The 16454-nt window shown below is 66.2% G+C and carries 19 protein-coding genes and 1 pseudogene; 12 read left to right on the top strand and 8 right to left on the bottom strand.

Translation table 11 applies throughout. The features are described 5' to 3' along the window. Positions 1–36 precede the first annotated feature (36 nt). The 3 genes and pseudogenes from E2481_RS19035 to E2481_RS13120 form a co-directional block, all read left to right on the top strand. Positions 37–291 (top strand): annotated as a pseudogene (locus E2481_RS19035) (PAS domain-containing protein); the annotation flags it as partial. A 43-nt stretch (positions 292–334) separates the two neighbouring features. Continuing rightward, entirely contained in the window at positions 335–1453 is a 1119-nt protein-coding gene (locus E2481_RS13125; RefSeq protein ID WP_136717610.1) for a sensor histidine kinase, read from the top strand. Positions 1454–1523: 70 nt separating this feature from the next. Then, positions 1524–2657, top strand: a complete 1134-nt coding sequence (locus E2481_RS13120) for an ORC1-type DNA replication protein (protein WP_136717609.1) — start codon at positions 1524–1526, stop codon at positions 2655–2657. A gap of 21 nt (positions 2658–2678) precedes the next feature. Here E2481_RS13120 and E2481_RS13115 read toward each other — a convergent pair whose 3' ends face one another. Next, positions 2679–3896 (bottom strand): hypothetical protein, encoded by a 1218-nt coding sequence (locus E2481_RS13115; protein ID WP_136717608.1) that lies wholly within the window; start codon positions 3894–3896, stop codon positions 2679–2681. Positions 3897–3975: 79 nt separating this feature from the next. Next, on the bottom strand, positions 3976–4674 hold the full coding sequence (locus E2481_RS13110; protein ID WP_136717607.1) for an SDR family NAD(P)-dependent oxidoreductase: 699 nt from the start codon (positions 4672–4674) through the stop codon (positions 3976–3978). 242 nt (positions 4675–4916) lie between these two features. Between E2481_RS13110 and E2481_RS19305 the strand changes: the two genes are divergently transcribed. Further along, positions 4917–5075, top strand: coding sequence for a DUF7563 family protein (locus E2481_RS19305; RefSeq protein WP_428222015.1), 159 nt, complete (start codon positions 4917–4919; stop codon positions 5073–5075). Positions 5076–5121: 46 nt separating this feature from the next. Here the strand turns inward: E2481_RS19305 and glmM are convergent, their stop codons facing one another. Then, positions 5122–6435 (bottom strand): phosphoglucosamine mutase, encoded by a 1314-nt coding sequence (gene glmM / locus E2481_RS13105; RefSeq protein ID WP_136717606.1) that lies wholly within the window; start codon positions 6433–6435, stop codon positions 5122–5124. 81 nt (positions 6436–6516) lie between these two features. On the opposite strand from glmM, the gene rpiA reads away from it, so the two are divergent. Then, a complete protein-coding gene (gene rpiA / locus E2481_RS13100) occupies positions 6517–7203 on the top strand; it encodes a ribose-5-phosphate isomerase RpiA (protein ID WP_136717605.1) in 687 nt (228 codons plus the stop codon). Between the two features lie 12 nt (positions 7204–7215). On the opposite strand, the gene E2481_RS13095 is transcribed toward rpiA, so the two are convergent. Continuing rightward, on the bottom strand, positions 7216–8835 hold the full coding sequence (locus E2481_RS13095) for a GMC family oxidoreductase (RefSeq protein WP_136717604.1): 1620 nt from the start codon (positions 8833–8835) through the stop codon (positions 7216–7218). A gap of 141 nt (positions 8836–8976) precedes the next feature. Further along, a complete protein-coding gene (locus E2481_RS13090; RefSeq protein ID WP_011322117.1) occupies positions 8977–9144 on the bottom strand; it encodes a DNA-binding protein in 168 nt (55 codons plus the stop codon). A 275-nt stretch (positions 9145–9419) separates the two neighbouring features. On the opposite strand from E2481_RS13090, the gene larB reads away from it, so the two are divergent. From larB to E2481_RS13070, 5 genes are all read left to right on the top strand, one after another. Next, the gene (gene larB / locus E2481_RS13085; protein WP_136717603.1) at positions 9420–10196 is read left to right on the top strand and encodes a nickel pincer cofactor biosynthesis protein LarB; all 777 of its coding nucleotides are present in this window, start codon (positions 9420–9422) and stop codon (positions 10194–10196) included. A gap of 135 nt (positions 10197–10331) precedes the next feature. Further along, positions 10332–10481, top strand: coding sequence for a DUF7563 family protein (locus E2481_RS18750; protein WP_169302441.1), 150 nt, complete (start codon positions 10332–10334; stop codon positions 10479–10481). Between the two features lie 120 nt (positions 10482–10601). Beyond that, complete coding sequence (locus E2481_RS13080) at positions 10602–10859, top strand: GIY-YIG nuclease family protein (protein ID WP_136717602.1); 258 nt, start codon at positions 10602–10604, stop codon at positions 10857–10859. 470 nt (positions 10860–11329) lie between these two features. Continuing rightward, positions 11330–12334 carry a hypothetical protein gene (locus E2481_RS13075; protein ID WP_256867903.1) on the top strand — a complete coding sequence of 335 codons (1005 nt, stop codon included), beginning with the start codon at positions 11330–11332 and terminating at the stop codon, positions 12332–12334. Between the two features lie 42 nt (positions 12335–12376). Further along, positions 12377–13750, top strand: a complete 1374-nt coding sequence (locus E2481_RS13070) for a phosphoglucomutase/phosphomannomutase family protein (RefSeq protein ID WP_136717600.1) — start codon at positions 12377–12379, stop codon at positions 13748–13750. Here the strand turns inward: E2481_RS13070 and E2481_RS13065 are convergent. Both E2481_RS13065 and samp2 read right to left on the bottom strand, forming a co-directional pair. After that, a complete protein-coding gene (locus E2481_RS13065) occupies positions 13747–14148 on the bottom strand; it encodes a GNAT family N-acetyltransferase (protein ID WP_136717599.1) in 402 nt (133 codons plus the stop codon). The two genes, E2481_RS13070 and E2481_RS13065, sit on opposite strands and share 4 nt — an antisense overlap. A gap of 17 nt (positions 14149–14165) precedes the next feature. Next, positions 14166–14375, bottom strand: a complete 210-nt coding sequence (gene samp2, locus E2481_RS13060; RefSeq protein ID WP_136717598.1) for a ubiquitin-like small modifier protein SAMP2 — start codon at positions 14373–14375, stop codon at positions 14166–14168. 121 nt (positions 14376–14496) lie between these two features. On the opposite strand from samp2, the gene E2481_RS13055 reads away from it, so the two are divergent. Both E2481_RS13055 and E2481_RS18745 read left to right on the top strand, forming a co-directional pair. Further along, a complete protein-coding gene (locus tag E2481_RS13055; RefSeq protein ID WP_136717597.1) occupies positions 14497–15474 on the top strand; it encodes a replication factor C small subunit in 978 nt (325 codons plus the stop codon). Between the two features lie 202 nt (positions 15475–15676). Then, positions 15677–15841 carry a hypothetical protein gene (locus E2481_RS18745; RefSeq protein ID WP_169302440.1) on the top strand — a complete coding sequence of 55 codons (165 nt, stop codon included), beginning with the start codon at positions 15677–15679 and terminating at the stop codon, positions 15839–15841. 66 nt (positions 15842–15907) lie between these two features. Here the strand turns inward: E2481_RS18745 and E2481_RS13050 are convergent, their stop codons facing one another. After that, the gene (locus E2481_RS13050; protein WP_136717596.1) at positions 15908–16420 is read right to left on the bottom strand and encodes a TspO/MBR family protein; all 513 of its coding nucleotides are present in this window, start codon (positions 16418–16420) and stop codon (positions 15908–15910) included. Positions 16421–16454 lie beyond the last annotated feature (34 nt).

Below are 16454 nucleotides of genomic sequence, written 5' to 3'. Positions count from 1 at the left end.
AACAGACATAAAATGTTTCAGATGCAACAATAACAAATGGAGGGGACTGTCGATTACGAGGCGGTGTTCGAGGGCGTCGCCGACGGACTGGTGTTACACGACCCGGAAACGGGGGCCATCGTGGACGCCAACGAACGGTACTGCGAGATGCACGGGTACTCGAAAGGCGAGTTCGAGGGGCTGACGGTTCACGACCTGACGGCCGACGACTGGGAGCCGCCGACGCCGCCGGCCGACCTCGTCAGACGGGCCCCCGAGCGAGGGCGGAGAGACGTTCGAGTGGCGGAACGAGAGACGGGACGGCGAGCCGTTCTGGGTCGAAGTGACGCTCTCGATGGTCGCCCTGGAAGCTGGGGAGTACGTACTCGCCAGCGTCCGGGACATCAGCGAGCGAAAGCAGTCCGAACACCAGGTCGACATTTACGAGACGGTCGTCGAACAGACCGGTGACGGCGTGTACGTGTTCGACGCGGACCGCCACGTCGAGTACGTCAATCCGCGCATCGTCGAACTGACCGGGATCCCGCGGGCGGAATGGCTCGACACGCAGGTCAGCGACGTGTATCTCGAACACGACCTCGCCAGCGCGGACACGATGGCGCAGTTCCGGCGGCAGTTCGACGAGTTCCTGGCGAGCGGCGACGATCACGTCCGCCTCGACATCGAATCGCCGCAGGGACCCCTCGACGCCGTCGACGTTCGCCTGACTGCCGTCCGCCGCGAAACACACACGCGCATCGTTGCGACGGTCCGTGACATCTCGGAGCGACTGGAGTACGAACACGAACTGGAGCGACGCACCGAGCAGCTGGAGGTGCTCAACCGCGTCGTCCGCCACGACATCAGAAACGACATGACCGTGGTGCTCGCCTGGCTCGAAGAGCTCGAAGCCCACGTCGACGACGCGGGCGGCGGGTCGTTCGACCGCGTCGAGCGGGCGAGCGAGCACGTCGTCGAACTGACCGAGATCGCGCGCGACTACGTCGACGTCATCGTCGGCGACAGCGAGGTGACCACCGAGCCGACCGACCTCGAAGCCGTGCTGACCCGGGAGATCGAGAAATGCGAGCAGTCGTATCCCCAGGCCGAGTTTCACCTCGACGACCCGGTGCCGGACCACCCCGTCGCGGCCGGGGAGATGCTCACGTCCGTCGTCAGGAACCTGCTGAACAACGCCGTCCAGCACAACGACACGGAGACGCCCGAAGTGAACGTCTCCGTCGAACGCGACGGCGAGGTCGCCCACCTGCGCGTCGCCGACAACGGCCCGGGCGTTCCGGACGCCCAGAAGGAGACGATCTTCGGCAAAGGCGAACAGGGCCTGGACAGTCCGGGGTCGGGCATCGGCCTCTACCTGGTTCACTCGCTGGTCGAACAGTACGGTGGGGAGGTGTGGGTGACGGACCGTGAGCACGAGGGCGCGGTGTTCGTCGTCGAACTGCCCCTGGCGTGATCGGCGGGCGTTCGCCGGTGGGCTGCCGAAAGATTAAGTTGCCGGGGAGGCTCGGTGAAAGTGAAGCACAATGGCTGACGACCCCGAGGAGGGGATGCTCGGGTGGGACGAATCCGTGTTCCGCGACGAGCACGTCTTCGAGATCGACTACCTCCCGGAGACGTTCCACCACCGCGACTCCCAGATGGAGAGCCTGAAGTACTCGCTGCGGCCGGCAGTTCGGGGCTCCCGGCCACTAAACGTCATCGCCCGTGGCCCGCCCGGCACCGGCAAGACGACGGCAGTGCAGAAACTGTTCTCGGAGCTGCGCGCCCAGACGGCCGACGTGAAGGCGGTGCGGGTCAACTGCCAGGTCAACGGGACGCGGTACTCGGTGTTCTCCAGGCTGTTCGAGGGGATCTTCGACTACGAACCGCCTTCCTCTGGCATCTCCTTCAAGCGGCTGTTCGAGCAGGTGACCGACCGGCTGGTCGACGACGAACAGGTCCTCGTGGTCGCGCTCGACGACGTGAACTACCTCTTCTACGAGAACGAAGCCTCGGACACGCTGTATTCGTTGCTTCGCGCCCACGAGGAACACGCCGGCGCGAAGATCGGCGTCATCTGCATCTCCTCGGACCTGGATCTGGACGTCATCGAGGAACTCGACGGCCGCGTCCAGTCGGTGTTCCGCCCCGAGGAGGTGTACTTCCCGAAGTACGACGAGCCCGAAATCGTCGACATCCTCGGCGAGCGGGTCGAACGGGGCTTCCGCGAGGGCGCGGTCTCGGCCCCCGTGCTGGATCGGGTCGCAGCACTCACCGCCGAGAGCAACGGCGACCTGCGGGTCGGCATCGACCTGTTGCGCAGGGCCGGGCTCAACGCCGAGATGCGCGCCGCCACGTCCGTCAGCACCGAAGACGTCGAGGAGGCCTACGACAAATCGAAGTACGTCCACCTCTCGCGGGCGCTCCGGGGGCTCTCCGACAGCGAGGCTGCCCTCGCCGGCGTCATCGCCGAGCACTCGGGCGAACAGGCCGGCGACGTCTACGAGGCCTTCCACGAGCGGACTGAGCTGGGCTACACCCGCTACTCGGAGATCATCAACAAACTCGATCGGTTAGGCATCATCGACGCCACCTACACGGAAGTCGAGGGCCGTGGCCGCTCGCGGGAACTCACCCTGAACTACGAGGCCGACGCGGTGTTAGAGCGCCTGGAGTGAGCGCCCGGCCCGGCCACGGGGTCAGTCCGTCGTTCGGAGCGCCGCCGAGAGGAGGTCCGCGACGCCGTCGAAGTATCTGGTGCCCCAGAGCGCGACGACGAGCGCGCCGACGGCGTCGAAGACGAGGTCGAGGACAGTATCCCGGAGGCCGTACTGGACGAGGGGTGCCTCGTTGCCGAGCAGTGACGCCAGGCCACCGGCGCCGAACTCCACGAGTTCCCAGGTGACGCCGGCGGCGAGGACGAACAGGACGACACAGACGAGGCGGAACGCGGGCGGGAAGGCGATGTCCGTGGCGTGGTGGTCGAGCGCCTGGACGGCCGCGTACCCGACCCCGGCGACCAGCGACGCCGAGAGGGTGTGTGTCACCTGGTCGAACCAGCCGACGGTCCCGTACGGGCCGAGCAGGCCGACGGCGTGGAGGAACGCCGCGGTGGTGATCCAGAGCGAGAGACCGGCGCTCATCGACCGGCCGAATCGCCGCCCGACGGCCGTCGGCACGAGCGTGACGCCGAACCCGAGGGCGGCGTTGAGCGCCACCCCGATATCGGCGCTCGCGACGCCGTAGGCGACCAGAGCCAGGAGGAACACCTGCATCGTGCGGACGACGTATCGGAGCGGTGAGGTCGACAACGGGACGCGGTCCTGCCGTGCGGGTTCGTCGGGCGGGGCCGAGAGAGACGGGACCGTCAGTCCCGCGGTCCGGCGGACGTACCGCTCGAACAACAGGCCCGCGGCGACGCCGACGGCGGTCGCCGCCAGCAGGTCCCACATCAGATCGGCGTTACTGGCGAGGTAGGTCGTGTCGGTGGCCGTCCCGACGGCGTACTGCGTGATGCCCCACAGGGCGGCCAGTGCCATCGTCGCCGCCGTCACGAACCAGATGCTGAACCAGGGTGCCATGTCGACCGGCGTGAGGACGTCCACGTCGACCGCCAGCGCCAGTGCCAGCACCGACACCGTCCCGTACCCCGTGTACGGCACGGCCACGCCCGCGGCCCGGAGAGCGAGAAGCGCGACGAGGGCGACGAGCAGTTCCCCGGGAAGCATCGCCACCGGGTCACGGCGGACGGTCGCCGGGAGCACGGCCGTGACGACACACCCGACCGCTAACCCAGCCACGAGAGGGTCGCCGGCAGTCGAGCGCCAGCCGGCGACGAGCACCGCCGCCAGCACGGTCGCCCACGCGACGCCTGCATTGACTCTGTCGTCCCGAACGTACGCCGCGATCGTCGTCACACACGGACCCCGAGGGGACGACGTATTGATTTTGCCGATTCGGCGTCCAGACCGCCGCCGTGAGTAGCTCCACTGCCCGTCAGAACGCCTCGACGTGCGGGCGCAGGTCCAGCTCCAGGGTCCAGGCCGAGCGGTCCTGTTCGACGAGATGCCAGTAACTTTCGGCGATCTCGTCGGGGTCGAGGTAGGTCTCGGGATCGTCCACGTCCTGCTCGGGCGGCAAAAGCTCCCCGTCGAGGACGACGTGCGCGACGTGGATGCCCTCCGGACCCAACTCCCTGGCCATCGACTCGGCCATCCCGCGACAGGCGAACTTCGCGGCCGAGAAGCCGATGGCGTTCTCGCGGCCACGGACTGACGTTGTTGCACCGGTGAAGACGATCGTGCCGCCGCCGGTCTCGCGCATGTCTTCGACGGCTTCCTGCGAGCAGTGCAGGGCGGCGCGGGGGCCGACGTCGAGTGCGCGGTCGAACTCCGCGGCCGAGACGGCTTCTATGCCCTTCCAGGGGGCCGCGCTGGCGTGGTTGACCAGCACGTCGACCGGGCCGAACGCCTCGCGAACCCTGTCGAACCCGTCCGCGATGGCGTCAGGGTCAGTCAGGTCCGTCGGGACCGCAAGCGCGTCGCCCGACCCTTCCGAGAGATCAGCCGCCAACTCGTCGAGGTATCCCTCCGAGCGGGCGAACAGGCCGACCCGACACCCCTCGTCGACGAGTTTCCGCGCGATCGATGCACCGAGGCCGGGACCGACGCCGGCGACGACTGCCGTCTGTGCCATACCCCCACGTGTGCGACCCAGCGGCAAAAAGCCGCCTCCGAACAGCCATATCACATTCCATAGGAGTCCGCGCGCGAGCGCGTTCGGTTCGAGTGACCTCTCACCACGCCGAGAAACCCGGAAAGCGTTGCCGAGAGAAACCGGCGGTAGAACGGGTTCCTCACGTCGCAACGCCGGTTGTTTGGGAAAGTCTTACGTGCACCACCCAAAGTTAAGAGACCCCCTTCCTATGGGGTTTGTGTATGCCGGAATGTCAGAACTGCGGCGCTTTTGTGACGGCCGCATATGCACGTGTCTTTACACCGAACGGCATCCAGAAACCACGAGTCTGCCCGCAGTGCGAGGACAAGATTCGGGACGGCGCCGACGTTCGACAGGCGCGCTCGACTCGCCGCGGGTGACCGCACGGCTCCCCACCCTTCTCCCCACGCGGTTTTCTGATGGATTTCACTCCGACGCCAGTGCCGACTCCAGCAGCGATCGGGCCTCCGTGAACACGTCGTCAGCACGTGACTCCTCGCGGGCCTCGGCCGTGATCCGGACCAGCGGCTGGGTCCCGCTGGCTCGCAGGAGGAACCAGCCGTCGCCGAGGTCGACCCGGACGCCGTCCAGCGTCGACACGTCGTCGTAGGTCTCAAGGACCCGGTCGCTGACCCGCTCCATCACCGCGGCTTTGTCCGCCACTTCGACGCTGTCCCGGCGGATGGGATAGGCGTCAATGGCGGCGGCCCGGGCCGACAGCGGCCGCTCGCTCGCGAGTTCGGCCAGCCGACAGGCCGCCAGCGGGCCGTCGGGACACAGCGTCGCCTCTGGCCAGATCCAGGCCCCGCTGGGTTCGCCGCCGAAGGCGACGCCCCGTTCCGTGACCCGCTCGGCGACGTAGACGTCACCGACCTTCGTCCGGGTGACGGTGACGCCGGCCTCGGCGAGGTAGTCGTCGACCGCCAGACTGGTGTCGACCGGCGCAGCTACCTGTTCGCCCTCGTTCGCGGCCGCCCGGGCGAACAGCGCCAGCGTCACGTCCCCCGAGAGGTAGGTGCCGTCCCCGGCGACGGCCCGCATCCGGTCTGCGTCCCCGTCGTGTGCGATCCCGAGGTCGGCGTCGGACTCGGCGACCAACCGAGCGAGCGACGTGCAGTTCTCGGCGGTCGGCTCCGAGGGACGACCCGGGAAGGCACCGTCGGGCTGGGCGTTCAGCGTCTCGACCTCACAACCGAGTCGCTGGAGGGCGTCGACAGTGACGCCGCCGGCTCCGTTGCCCACGTCGACAATCACCGAGAGGGGCTCGGCGAGGTCGACCGCGTCGACGAGCGCGTCGGCGTGGCGCTCGCGGGCATCGACGGCCTCGCGGTCGCCCAGGCCGGTCCAGTCGGTCAACTCGGCGGCGTCGGTCCGAACCCGCTCGCTGATCGCCTCCCGGCGTGACTCGTCGAACGCCTGGCCGCTGGGCTGCCAGAGTTTGATCCCGTTGTCCGGTGCCGGGTTGTGTGAGGCGGTCACAGACACCCCGACATCGGCGTCCTCCCAGCCCACGCTCCGGGCGACCGTCGGCGTGGCCGCCATGCCCAGGTCGAGTACGTCGGTGCCGGACTCGCGCAGCCCGGCCGCCAGTGCGTCGACGAGCATCTCGCCGCTCTCGCGCGGGTCCCGACCGACGACGACGCGGTCGGCGTCGATCCCGACGGCGCGTCCCACCCGGAGCGCCAGGTCGGCGGTCACGTCCTCCCCCACGGGGCCACGGATACCGCTGGTTCCGAACATACCGGGTCCGAGGAGCGAGGGCGTGAAAAGTATCCGCCCATTTCCGCGGAACTTTTGTCCGCCGGCCGGGTTCGGTCGGGCATGAAACGCGGCGGGAGCGACGAGGCGAAGCGACGGGCCGGCGAGTCCGCAGTTGAGGCCGTCGAGGACGGGACGGTCGTCGGGCTTGGCACCGGCAGCACGACCGCACACGCCATTCGAGCACTGGGCGAGGCCGTCGAGAACGGGCTGGACGTCGAGGGCATACCCACGTCCTACCAGTCGCGGGAACTCGCCCGCGAGGTCGGGATCCCGCTGACGACGCTCGACGACGCGACGCCCGATATCGCCATCGACGGCGCGGACCAGGCTGCCGAGGGCGACCTGATCAAGGGCGGCGGGGCCGCCCACGCCCGGGAGAAACTGGTCGACGCGGCCGCCGACCGCTTCCTCGTCGTCGTCGACGACTCGAAACTGGCCGACGCGCTCTCGGTGCCGGTTCCAGTCGAACTGCTCCCCGACGCCCGGACGACGGTCGCCGACCGCGTCCGCGACCTCGGCGGCGACCCAGCCCTCCGGGCGGCCGAACGGAAGGACGGCCCGGTCGTCACCGACAACGGCAACCTCGTCCTGGACTGTGACTTCGGCGAGATCGGCGACCCGGCCGAGCTCGCCGCGACGCTCTCGACGGTCCCAGGTGTCGTCGACCACGGCCTGTTCGTGGGGCTGGCCGACGAGATTCACGTCGGCAGCGCCGACGGCGTGACCGTCCGCCGCCCCGAGTCGTAGCGTCGACGCCCGTCAGTCGTCGGCCGCCACCGACTCGGCGACCGTGTTCTCGTCGTCCATGATGCGAGCGGCGGCCATCTCGGCGATCATGTAGGTCGGAGCGTTGGTGTTCCCGCTGGAGATGGTCGGCATGACCGACGCGTCGGCGACCCGGAGCCCGTCGATCCCGTGGACCCGCAGGTCGTCGTCGACGACGGCCATCTCGTCGTCGCCCATCTTGCAGGTGCCGACCGGGTGATAGACGGTGTGAGCCGTCTCCCGGACGTGGGCCTCGATCTCGGCGTCGGTCTGGACGTCCTCGCCGGGCCAGACCTCCTCGCCGCGAACGTCGTCGAAGGCGCTAGCCCCGACGATCTCGCGGGCTTGCTTGACGCCCTCGACGAGCACGTCCAGGTCCGCGTCGGCGTCGAGGTAGTTCGGGTCGATGACCGGGTCGTCGAACGGGTCGGCGGACCGAAGCGTGATCTCCCCCCGGCTCTCGGGTCGGAGTTGCGTCGATCCGATGGAGAAGCCGTGTCCCGAATCGGGGTTGTCGAGCCCGTGGCGCATGAAATAGCTCGGCGCGAAGTGGAACTGGAGGTCCGGCGCGTCCAGGTCGGGGTCCGTTCGCACGAACCCGCCCGTCTCGGCGACGTTCGAGGTCAGCGGCCCCTTTTTCAACAGCAGGTACTTGACCAGGTTCCAGAGGCTGTCGGCGTCGTCCAGCGTGTCCGTGTCCGTCGACTGGTAGACGACGAAGGCAAAGAGGTGGTCCTGAAGGTTCCGGCCGACGCCGGGCAGATCCGCCTGCACCTCGATGTCGTGCTCCTGGAGGTGGGCCGCGGGGCCGACGCCCGAGAGCATGAGCAACTGGGGGGAGTTGACCGCCCCGGCCGTGAGGACGACCTCCTCGTCGGCTTCGACTTCGCTCCGGTCGCCGTCCTGTTCGTAGACGACGCCGGTTGCCCGGTCGTCCTCGATCGAGACTTCTGTCACCTGGGCACCCGTCTCGGCGGTCAGGTTCGGCCGGTCCAGCACCGGCTTGAGGAAGGCGTCGGCGGCGCTGTGGCGTTTCCCGTCTTTCTGTGTCAGATGGTAGTAGCCGACTCCCTCCTGATCGCCGTCGTTGAAGTCGTCGTTCCGGGAGAGGCCGGTCTCGACGGCCGCGTCGAGGAATGTCTCGGCCAGCGGGCGCGGCGAGCGCGGCCCGGTCACGTTGAGCGGCCCGTCGCTTCCGTGTTCGGGCGCGGGTCCGGGCTCGAAGTGTTCGGACCGCTCGAACATCGGCAGTACGTCCTCGTAGCCCCAGCCCTCGTTGCCCAGGTCCGCCCACGTGTCGTAGTCCGACGGGTGGCCGCGGATGTAGATCATCGCGTTGATCGAACTGCACCCGCCCAGCGTCTTCCCCCGGGGCCAGTACAGTTCCCGGCCGTCCAACCCGTCCTGTGGTTCGGTGTAGTAGTTCCAGTCGACCTCGCTCTCGAACAGTTCCGAGAACGCCGCCGGGACCTGGATCTCGGTCTGCTCGTCGGGCTCGCCGGCCTCCAGCAGGAGCACCGACGCCCCGTCCTCGGACAGTCGATTCGCCAGCACACAGCCGGCCGAGCCCGCGCCGATAATGACGTAATCGTACGCCTCGCCGTTTGTACCCATAATAATGGTCAGTCCCTGTGTATCGATAGCAATACGTATGCAAAAAGATGGCGCAGCACATGCTCGTCAGTCAGCCAGTACATGCCCGATACGCTGGTACCGCCGCTACCGGGTCGAAAAATAACGAAAAGGGAGCCCTGCTTACAGGTCGCGGGGCTGGACGGTCTTTCGGTCGTTCTCCTCAGCACGACGCGCTGCGTCTTCGAGCAGCTCTTCGACCTCGTCGTCGAGGGCGTCGTAGAAGTCGGAGGCGACGTTCATGTCATCGAGCGCTTCCTTCACGGCGGCTTTGACAATCAGGTCTGCCATACACCCGGCCATTCCAGAGGGGGATTTATATACTTTCCTGATTGTGCGGTTTCTCGCCGGTATTCACGGGGGTTTGAGCGGTTGTACCGGCTATTCAATACTTAAAGCGGAGGGTGTGTATTTAAGCGAGCCGGGAAATCATCCGTTTTCGGACGGTTCGGGGGCGCTCGTCGGGGGCGGTCGCGACTCGCGCGCGGTTCGCCCGCGGACCGCGCACAGCCGCGGATCCATCGGAGAAGCGATGCATAGGAGTGCGTCGAGCGTCGACGGACGGTATGCGCGAACTGCTCGAAGCGGTCGCAGCCGGCGAGACGACGCCCGCCGAGGCCGAGGCGGAACTGGTCGGGTACGCCTCCTCGGAGGGCGGACGGTTCGACGCCGCCCGCGAAACCAGGGCCGGCGTGCCCGAGGCCATCCTCGCCGACGGGAAGACGCCGACGGAGATCGCCGATCTCGCGACGACTGCCGTCGAGACGACGGGACGGGCCATCGCGACGCGACTGCCGGCCGACCAGGTCGGCGCCATCAGCCAGCACCTGAACGACGCGTATGCCGACGTGACCGTCAACTACGACGAGCGGTCCCGGATGCTCGTCGCGAAGACCCCGGAGTTCGAGGAACCGAGCCTCGACGCGACGGTCGGGGTCGTCACCGCCGGCACCTCCGACGCCGTTCCGGCGGGCGAGGCCGCGATCATCGCGAGGGAGATGGGCGCGACCGTCGAGCGCGTCGACGACGTCGGCGTCGCCGGCATCGCCAGGTTGCTCGACCGACTCGAGGAACTGCGCGATCACGACGTCCTCATCGTGGCGGCGGGCCGAGAGGGGGCGCTCCCGACGGTCGTCGCCGGCCTCGTCGACACGCCGGTCATCGGCCTGCCGGTCTCGACGGGGTACGGCCACGGCGGCGACGGCGAGGCCGCGCTCTCGGGCATGCTCCAGTCCTGTACCGCGCTCTCGGTCGTCAACGTCGACGCGGGCTTCACCGCCGGTGCACAGGCCGCGCTCATCGCCAGAGCCGTCGACGCCGCGACGACCGCCGAGACGGCGTAAAACAGGTTTCAGACGAGCGGAATCGACCGGGCCGCGGCGAGTGGCACCGAGTACCCAACAGGTTCGGTACGAGTTATTTATCCGTCCACCCCCTACCCAGTAGTGTCGGTAGCAAAGCCCTGCCGGCAGAAACCAATGCCAAAGTGTAACCACTGTAACGCGCACGTTTCCGAGCAGTTCGCTCGGGTCTTCGCGGACGAGTTCGGAGAGGTCCACGCCTGCCCGAGTTGCTCGGCGAACGCTGGCATCGCCGAGGTCGCCCGCGAACGCGCACCCCAGGCATGACGGCCACTGCGGCCACCCGCACCGTGGGATAACCACCACGCGAAGCCCACTTCTGCGGAACGGACAGTACCAGACACCGCAGTCGCAACACTGACGGTCCGGTCCGTCCTGCCGACAGCCGTGGCCGACGACCACTACGTGTACGTGTTGCGCTGTGCCGACGACACGCTCTATACGGGCTACACGACCGACGTGGAGCGACGCGTCCGCGAACACGACGCAGGCGAGGGCGCGAAGTACACGCGCGGTCGCACGCCCGTGGACTGTGTCCACGTCGAGTCCTTCGAGACGAAATCGGCCGCGATGAGCCGCGAGTACGAGATCAAGCAGTTATCTCGGGCCGAGAAAGAGCGGTTGGTCGAAAGCGGGCGAGAGTAACCGCGCAGTTCGACCCAAGAATCAGCATCCGCGCGTACTGTTCAGTCTCGTCAGTAATCTGTCTGGATTCCGACCACTGGTGGTGTGAAGGCTCGACAGGATAATTCAAGACGTTTGGTTGATATTCCATCGTACTAGTTTCAGATTTGAACCGCCAACAGTCCAGAGGTGTGTTGCGGTCCAATTCGGTCATTAACACGATGATGATTATATACGTAGCAAAATATTTGGCCATCCGCCCACCACCGTTCACCTGATCGGGACCTCGAAGGGCCATGGACCGTAGAGTGAAACCTACTGATAAGCGGTAGTTCCGGATGATAAGGGGAAACAATCGCGCTATCTCGAAGCTGAAGTCTGGAGACGTGGCTAAGATGCCCAAGACGTACTGTTGGCGCTTACTCAATTTTGCAGGGAACCTTCCGGAAGGCGTTGAGCTAGACCTTCATTACGCGATTCATCGGTTCCAGATGGACGTCAGCAAGGCACGATACGGGAGAGAGGGCGCATTTTACGACGCTATCGCGAGGAGTACGAATCTTGCCGACGAACTGGAAGCTGGAGTCCCGAACAGTGTCTCCCTCTCTACACCGGGGGTAGGCGAACAGATCTACAACCTCTGGAGAGACGATGCAGCGTTAAATCCCGATAGCCGTATGGAAGCCATACGGATCATTGCGAGCCGAATCGCTGACACGAAACAGGTCCCGCATCGACACATACCACACGAACAGAAGATCGAGTACCTGCGCAGGTTGCCGTCGAAGGCCAGCAAGCTGTCCAACACGCCGTTCTACGACACAGTTCCGACCAACACTTCCGTCTCCTTCGAGGAGTCTGTTCCGGAGTCGGACCTGACAAACGCAGTGATCAAGTCCAGTTCCGACCGGCCAAATGCGACGTTCACACCGGAAATGCATTATTCTCATTACGGCAACAACGGGTCTGTCGATCTGTTCGCACAGGGTGCCCATCTGGACGAGGACCTTCCAGAGTCGTACGAGACGTATGTGTTGGAGATGAAGTCGGCGGGCGCGATACACTACGCGACAGGAGCTAACGAGATCATCCAGCAGTTCAACAAGATGCGCGAATACTTTTTTGCCGGTATCGACTCGGACGACCTCGGTCCGATAAGCGACCACGTGAAATTCGAATTAGCATTCACACCCTCCAAAGAGTGCATAGAGCACGTACTCGATTACGAAGAGATGTACCGGGGATGTCTCTCTCGACAATTGGCCCCCAGTGATGACATTTCGCAGAAACAAAGCGCAAACGGGAACCGCTCTATTTCTGTTGCAGAAACCGTTTCAATCCGTCTACCAGATCCCGGAAACCCGATCTCAATTGACGTGTTCCGGCGTAGGGGAGGCCCAGACCCAGCAGATGGTGAGGAGTACAAACGATATCTGCTGAAGAAATCGCCGCGATTCCACGACAGATTCTGGGAGGTCTTCGAACAGTACCAGTGAAAAGTGGGAGACCTTTTTTACGCGGGACCGGGGACAGGGCGTATGGACGAAATCGCGTTCGGGACCGACGGATGGCGGGCGACGCTGGAGACCTTCACCGACCGGCGCGTCCGCATCGTCGGGCAGGCCGTCGCAACGCACCTCCGGGAGGAAGGCCGGACGGGAACCGTCGCGGTCGGGTACGACGCCCGCGAACACTCCCGTGGCTTCGCCGAGGAACTGGCTCGCGTGCTCTGTGCCAACGGCTTCGACGTCCTGCTTCCCGATCGGGACTGCCCGACACCGGTCGTCGCCTGGACGGTCCGGGACCGCGGCCTCGCCGGTGCCCTGCAGATCACCGCCTCGCACAACCCGCCCGAATACAACGGCGTGAAGTTCATCCCCGAAGACGGGTCGCCAGCTCCTGCGGCGGTCACGGACGCCATCGAGGCGAACCTGGCCGAACCCGACCCCATCGACGAAAGCGAGTTCGGTAGTGTCCGCGAGGCGGACCTCGTCGGCCCGTACGTCGACCACGCCCTGGCGTTCGTCGCCGCCGATCTGGACGGGTTGACGGTGGCCTACGACGCCATGCACGGGAGCGGCCGGGGCGTCACCGACCGACTGCTCGAAGCCGCGGGTGCAGAGGTCGAGCGCCTTCGCTGTGACACCGATCCCGAGTTCGGCGGCGACTCCCCGGAACCGAGCGCCGAGCGACTCGGCGACCTGATCGACCGCGTCCAGGCCGGCGAGGCCGACCTCGGCATCGCCAACGACGGGGACGCCGACCGCATCGGCGTCGTCACGCCCGATCGCGGGTTCCTGGACCCCAGCCTCTTCTTCGCGGCCGTCTACGACTTCCTCCTCGGCGGGCACGAGGGGCCGGCAGTCCGAACGGTCTCGACGAGCAGCATCGTCGACCGGGTCGCGGAGAGCCACGACGAGTTGGTCTTCGAGACGCCGGTCGGCTTCAAATACGTCGCCGAGGCGATGGCGGACAACGGCGCCCTGATGGGCGGCGAGGAAAGCGGCGGGTTCGGCGTTCGCGGCCACGTCCGCAACAAGGACGGCGTTCTCGTGGCGCTGCTGGCGGCCGCGGCCACCGTCGACCGCCACATGGACGAGCGAGTCGACGCCCTGGAAGCCGAACACGGGGAGATCCACCAGGACCGCGTCAGCGTCGACTGCCCGGACGAGCGAAAGGAGCCGGTCATCACGGACCTGGACGGCGCGCTCCCCGAGGAGATCGCCGGCACGGCCGTCGAGCGGGTCAACGACGTCGACGGGTTCAAGATCTTCCTCGACGACGGCTCCTGGCTGCTCGTCAGGCCGAGCGGGACCGAGCCGAAACTCCGCGTGTACGCGGAAGCGACCAGCGCCGACCGGGTCGCGGACCTCCTGACCGCGGGTCGCGGACTGGTCGAACCCCTCGTTTAAGTGGTCTCCGCGTCGGTTTCTTCGGCTTCGTCGGTCTTCAAGACTGCTCGGTAGCGGTCGCCGCCGCCGAGCGGTTCGATGTCGAAGCCCAGCGAGTTCCAGAACGGTCGTACCCGGCGGTCGAACTCGGCGACGAGACGGTCCCGGTCGTCGGCGGCGGCCTCGACGAGCACGGTGGCGATGCCCTGGTCGCGGCGCTTCTGCCGGACGGCGATCGCCTCGATTTCCTCCCCGCGGAGGAGACACGCGCCGAGGATACGGTCCTCCCTGACAGCGAGCAACACGTCGCCGCGGTCGATGGCCTCGCGGACGGTATCGACGTCGGTTTCGAGCATCGCGCTGTCGAAGACGGTCATGACGGCGGACAGGTCCTCCTGAGTAGCTTCCTGAACGTGCATCGTACACCTCGGGACGGTCAGCCGCCCTGGATGAGTCGGAGCACCCGGACGTGGTCGGCCTCGACGGGCTGGTCCTCCGGCACCGGGGTCCCGTCGACCATCACCGACACCTCGTGGGGGCTGTACTCGACGGCGGCCAGCAGGTCGGCGTACGTGGGCTCCGAGACGTCGAGCGCCGTGGTGTCGACCTCGTGAGACCCCTCGCCGACGACTTCGACCGTCACCATACCCGAAAGTGGGGACTCGCGGGCTTGAGCGTATCGACACACTATATGTATCTGACTGGTATTCGGTTGCCACCGGGTCGGTCCCGGTCCGTTTAAGACTCGGCCCCGCCTGTCACCGGACATGAGTGAGGCCGACTCTCAGCCGCGGGCCGGGCGGGACGAGATCTGGATCGAGAAGTACCGCCCGCAGACGCTCGACGACGTCGTCGGACAGGAGACCATCGTCGAGCGACTCAAAAGCTACGTCGCCCGGAACGACTTGCCGCATTTGATGTTTTCAGGCCAGGCAGGTATCGGCAAGACCACTTCAGCCCAGGCCATCGCCCGGGAACTGTACGGCGAGGACTGGAAGGAACACTTCCTGGAACTCAACGCCTCGGACCAGCGCGGGATCGACGTGGTCCGGGACCGCATCAAGAACTTCGCGCGCTCCTCGTTCGGCGGGTCGAACTACCGCATCATCTTCCTCGACGAGGCAGACAGTCTGACGAGCGACGCCCAGTCTGCGCTCCGGCGCACCATGGAGGAGTTCTCGAACAACGTCCGCTTCATCCTCTCGTGTAACTACTCCAGCCAGATCATCGACCCCATCCAGTCCCGGTGTGCGGTCTTTCGCTTTTCCCCACTCAGCGACGAGGCCGTCGAGGAACAGATCCGCATCATCGCCGACGAGGAGGACATCGAAGTGACCGACGACGGCATCGACGCGCTCGTGTACGCCGCCAGCGGCGACATGCGCAAAGCGATCAACGGCCTGCAGGCCGCCGCCGTCACGGGTGACGTCGTCGACGAGGAGGGCGTGTACGCCATCACCTCGACGGCCCGGCCCGAGGAGATCAACGGGATGGTCACCGAGGCCCTGGACGGTGATTTCCTCGCCGCGAAGGCGACGCTGGACGAGTTGCTCACCGACGAGGGTATCGCCGGCGGCGACGTCATCGACCAGATGCACCGCTCGGTCTGGGACTTCGACCTGGACGACCGGGCCGCCGTGAAACTCCTCGACCGCATCGGCGAAGCCGACTACCGCATCACCGAGGGAGCCAACGAGCGCATCCAGCTGGAAGCGCTGCTTGCTTCGCTGGCACTCGACGACTGATTTCGCGAGAGACGCCGCCCCAGGTGAACTGGACGTTTGTCCGCTTTATATTCGATAATCCGGCAATTGTGCTGCCAGACGGCCACTAGAAGGGCCCGAAACCCATATACATCCACAAACCGCTGTCTGATCGTCATATCACTATAAATCATGAAGGTTTATTATGTTCCGTGTCGACGGGTGAAATGAGGACGAAAGACCAATGACGAACCGACCTCGATCCGGCGAAATCGACCCGATGGTGCCCGACATGTCCAGTAAGCTGCTTCGCACTGACGGCGGGGCCATTCAGGTAGCCGACTCGTCGGAGCGGAGCCGTGACGACCGCCACGAGGTCGACGCACCGGTCGTTCCGGACCTCTGTTGAGCGAGACCGATTTTTCCGGTTTTCAGGGCAGTCAGTCACCCGTGTCGCGGCAAATCGACCTGGTGGTCAGTTCAACCGCCAGAGTTCGTAGTTCAACGCGGCGGCGAACGTGACCCACGCGAGGTAGGGGACGAGCAACAGCGCCGCCCGGCGGTCCACGCGGTCGAAGGCGACGACGGTGGCGACGATACCGGCCCAGAGGACGGCGATAACCACGAGTCCGCCGAGCGGGTTCCGCAGGCCGAAGAAGACCCCCGACCAGGCGACCTGCACGACGTACTGGGCGGCAAAGAGGGCGAGGGCGACGCGGACGGCGCGCCGGTCGAGGCCGGCACGCCAGACGAGCCAGGCGGCGACCCCGAGCAGGGCAAAGAGCGCGGTCCAGACCGGCCCGAACACCCAGGCGGGCGGGTTGAACGCGGGTTTGACCAGGGACGGATACCAGACGCTGACGCCCGACCCGGAGACGAGCGCGCCCGAGGCACCGACGAGTTCACAGACGAGCACCGACAGCGCGAGCGAGAGTTTCGGACGGCGGTCCGGGAACGAGACGGGTGACAGCCGAGAACTGTTCGCCATAGTCGGATGTCGCAGTGCAGGGTGAAAACGGGTG

The sequence above is a fragment of the Halorientalis salina genome (assembly GCF_005049285.1).
Classification (GTDB): Archaea; Halobacteriota; Halobacteria; order Halobacteriales; family Haloarculaceae; genus Halorientalis; species Halorientalis salina.
This window is presented reverse-complemented; position numbering and strand designations above follow the sequence as displayed.

What these genes read in the sequence shown, in the direction of transcription:
- E2481_RS13125 (WP_136717610.1), top strand. Translation starts at nt 335, where the DNA reads ATGGTCGCCCTGGAAGCTGGGGAGTACGTACTCGCCAGCGTCCGGGAC.
- E2481_RS13120 (WP_136717609.1), top strand. Translation starts at nt 1,524, where the DNA reads ATGGCTGACGACCCCGAGGAGGGGATGCTCGGGTGGGACGAATCCGTG.
- E2481_RS13110 (WP_136717607.1), bottom strand. Translation starts at nt 4,674, where the DNA reads ATGGCACAGACGGCAGTCGTCGCCGGCGTCGGTCCCGGCCTCGGTGCA.
- E2481_RS19305 (WP_428222015.1), top strand. Translation starts at nt 4,917, where the DNA reads ATGCCGGAATGTCAGAACTGCGGCGCTTTTGTGACGGCCGCATATGCA.
- glmM (WP_136717606.1), bottom strand. Translation starts at nt 6,435, where the DNA reads ATGTTCGGAACCAGCGGTATCCGTGGCCCCGTGGGGGAGGACGTGACC.
- rpiA (WP_136717605.1), top strand. Translation starts at nt 6,517, where the DNA reads ATGAAACGCGGCGGGAGCGACGAGGCGAAGCGACGGGCCGGCGAGTCC.
- E2481_RS13095 (WP_136717604.1), bottom strand. Translation starts at nt 8,835, where the DNA reads ATGGGTACAAACGGCGAGGCGTACGATTACGTCATTATCGGCGCGGGC.
- E2481_RS13090 (WP_011322117.1), bottom strand. Translation starts at nt 9,144, where the DNA reads ATGGCAGACCTGATTGTCAAAGCCGCCGTGAAGGAAGCGCTCGATGAC.
- larB (WP_136717603.1), top strand. Translation starts at nt 9,420, where the DNA reads ATGCGCGAACTGCTCGAAGCGGTCGCAGCCGGCGAGACGACGCCCGCC.
- E2481_RS18750 (WP_169302441.1), top strand. Translation starts at nt 10,332, where the DNA reads ATGCCAAAGTGTAACCACTGTAACGCGCACGTTTCCGAGCAGTTCGCT.
- E2481_RS13075 (WP_256867903.1), top strand. Translation starts at nt 11,330, where the DNA reads ATGGACGTCAGCAAGGCACGATACGGGAGAGAGGGCGCATTTTACGAC.
- E2481_RS13070 (WP_136717600.1), top strand. Translation starts at nt 12,377, where the DNA reads ATGGACGAAATCGCGTTCGGGACCGACGGATGGCGGGCGACGCTGGAG.
- E2481_RS13065 (WP_136717599.1), bottom strand. Translation starts at nt 14,148, where the DNA reads ATGCACGTTCAGGAAGCTACTCAGGAGGACCTGTCCGCCGTCATGACC.
- samp2 (WP_136717598.1), bottom strand. Translation starts at nt 14,375, where the DNA reads ATGGTGACGGTCGAAGTCGTCGGCGAGGGGTCTCACGAGGTCGACACC.
- E2481_RS13055 (WP_136717597.1), top strand. Translation starts at nt 14,497, where the DNA reads ATGAGTGAGGCCGACTCTCAGCCGCGGGCCGGGCGGGACGAGATCTGG.
- E2481_RS18745 (WP_169302440.1), top strand. Translation starts at nt 15,677, where the DNA reads ATGACGAACCGACCTCGATCCGGCGAAATCGACCCGATGGTGCCCGAC.
- E2481_RS13050 (WP_136717596.1), bottom strand. Translation starts at nt 16,420, where the DNA reads ATGGCGAACAGTTCTCGGCTGTCACCCGTCTCGTTCCCGGACCGCCGT.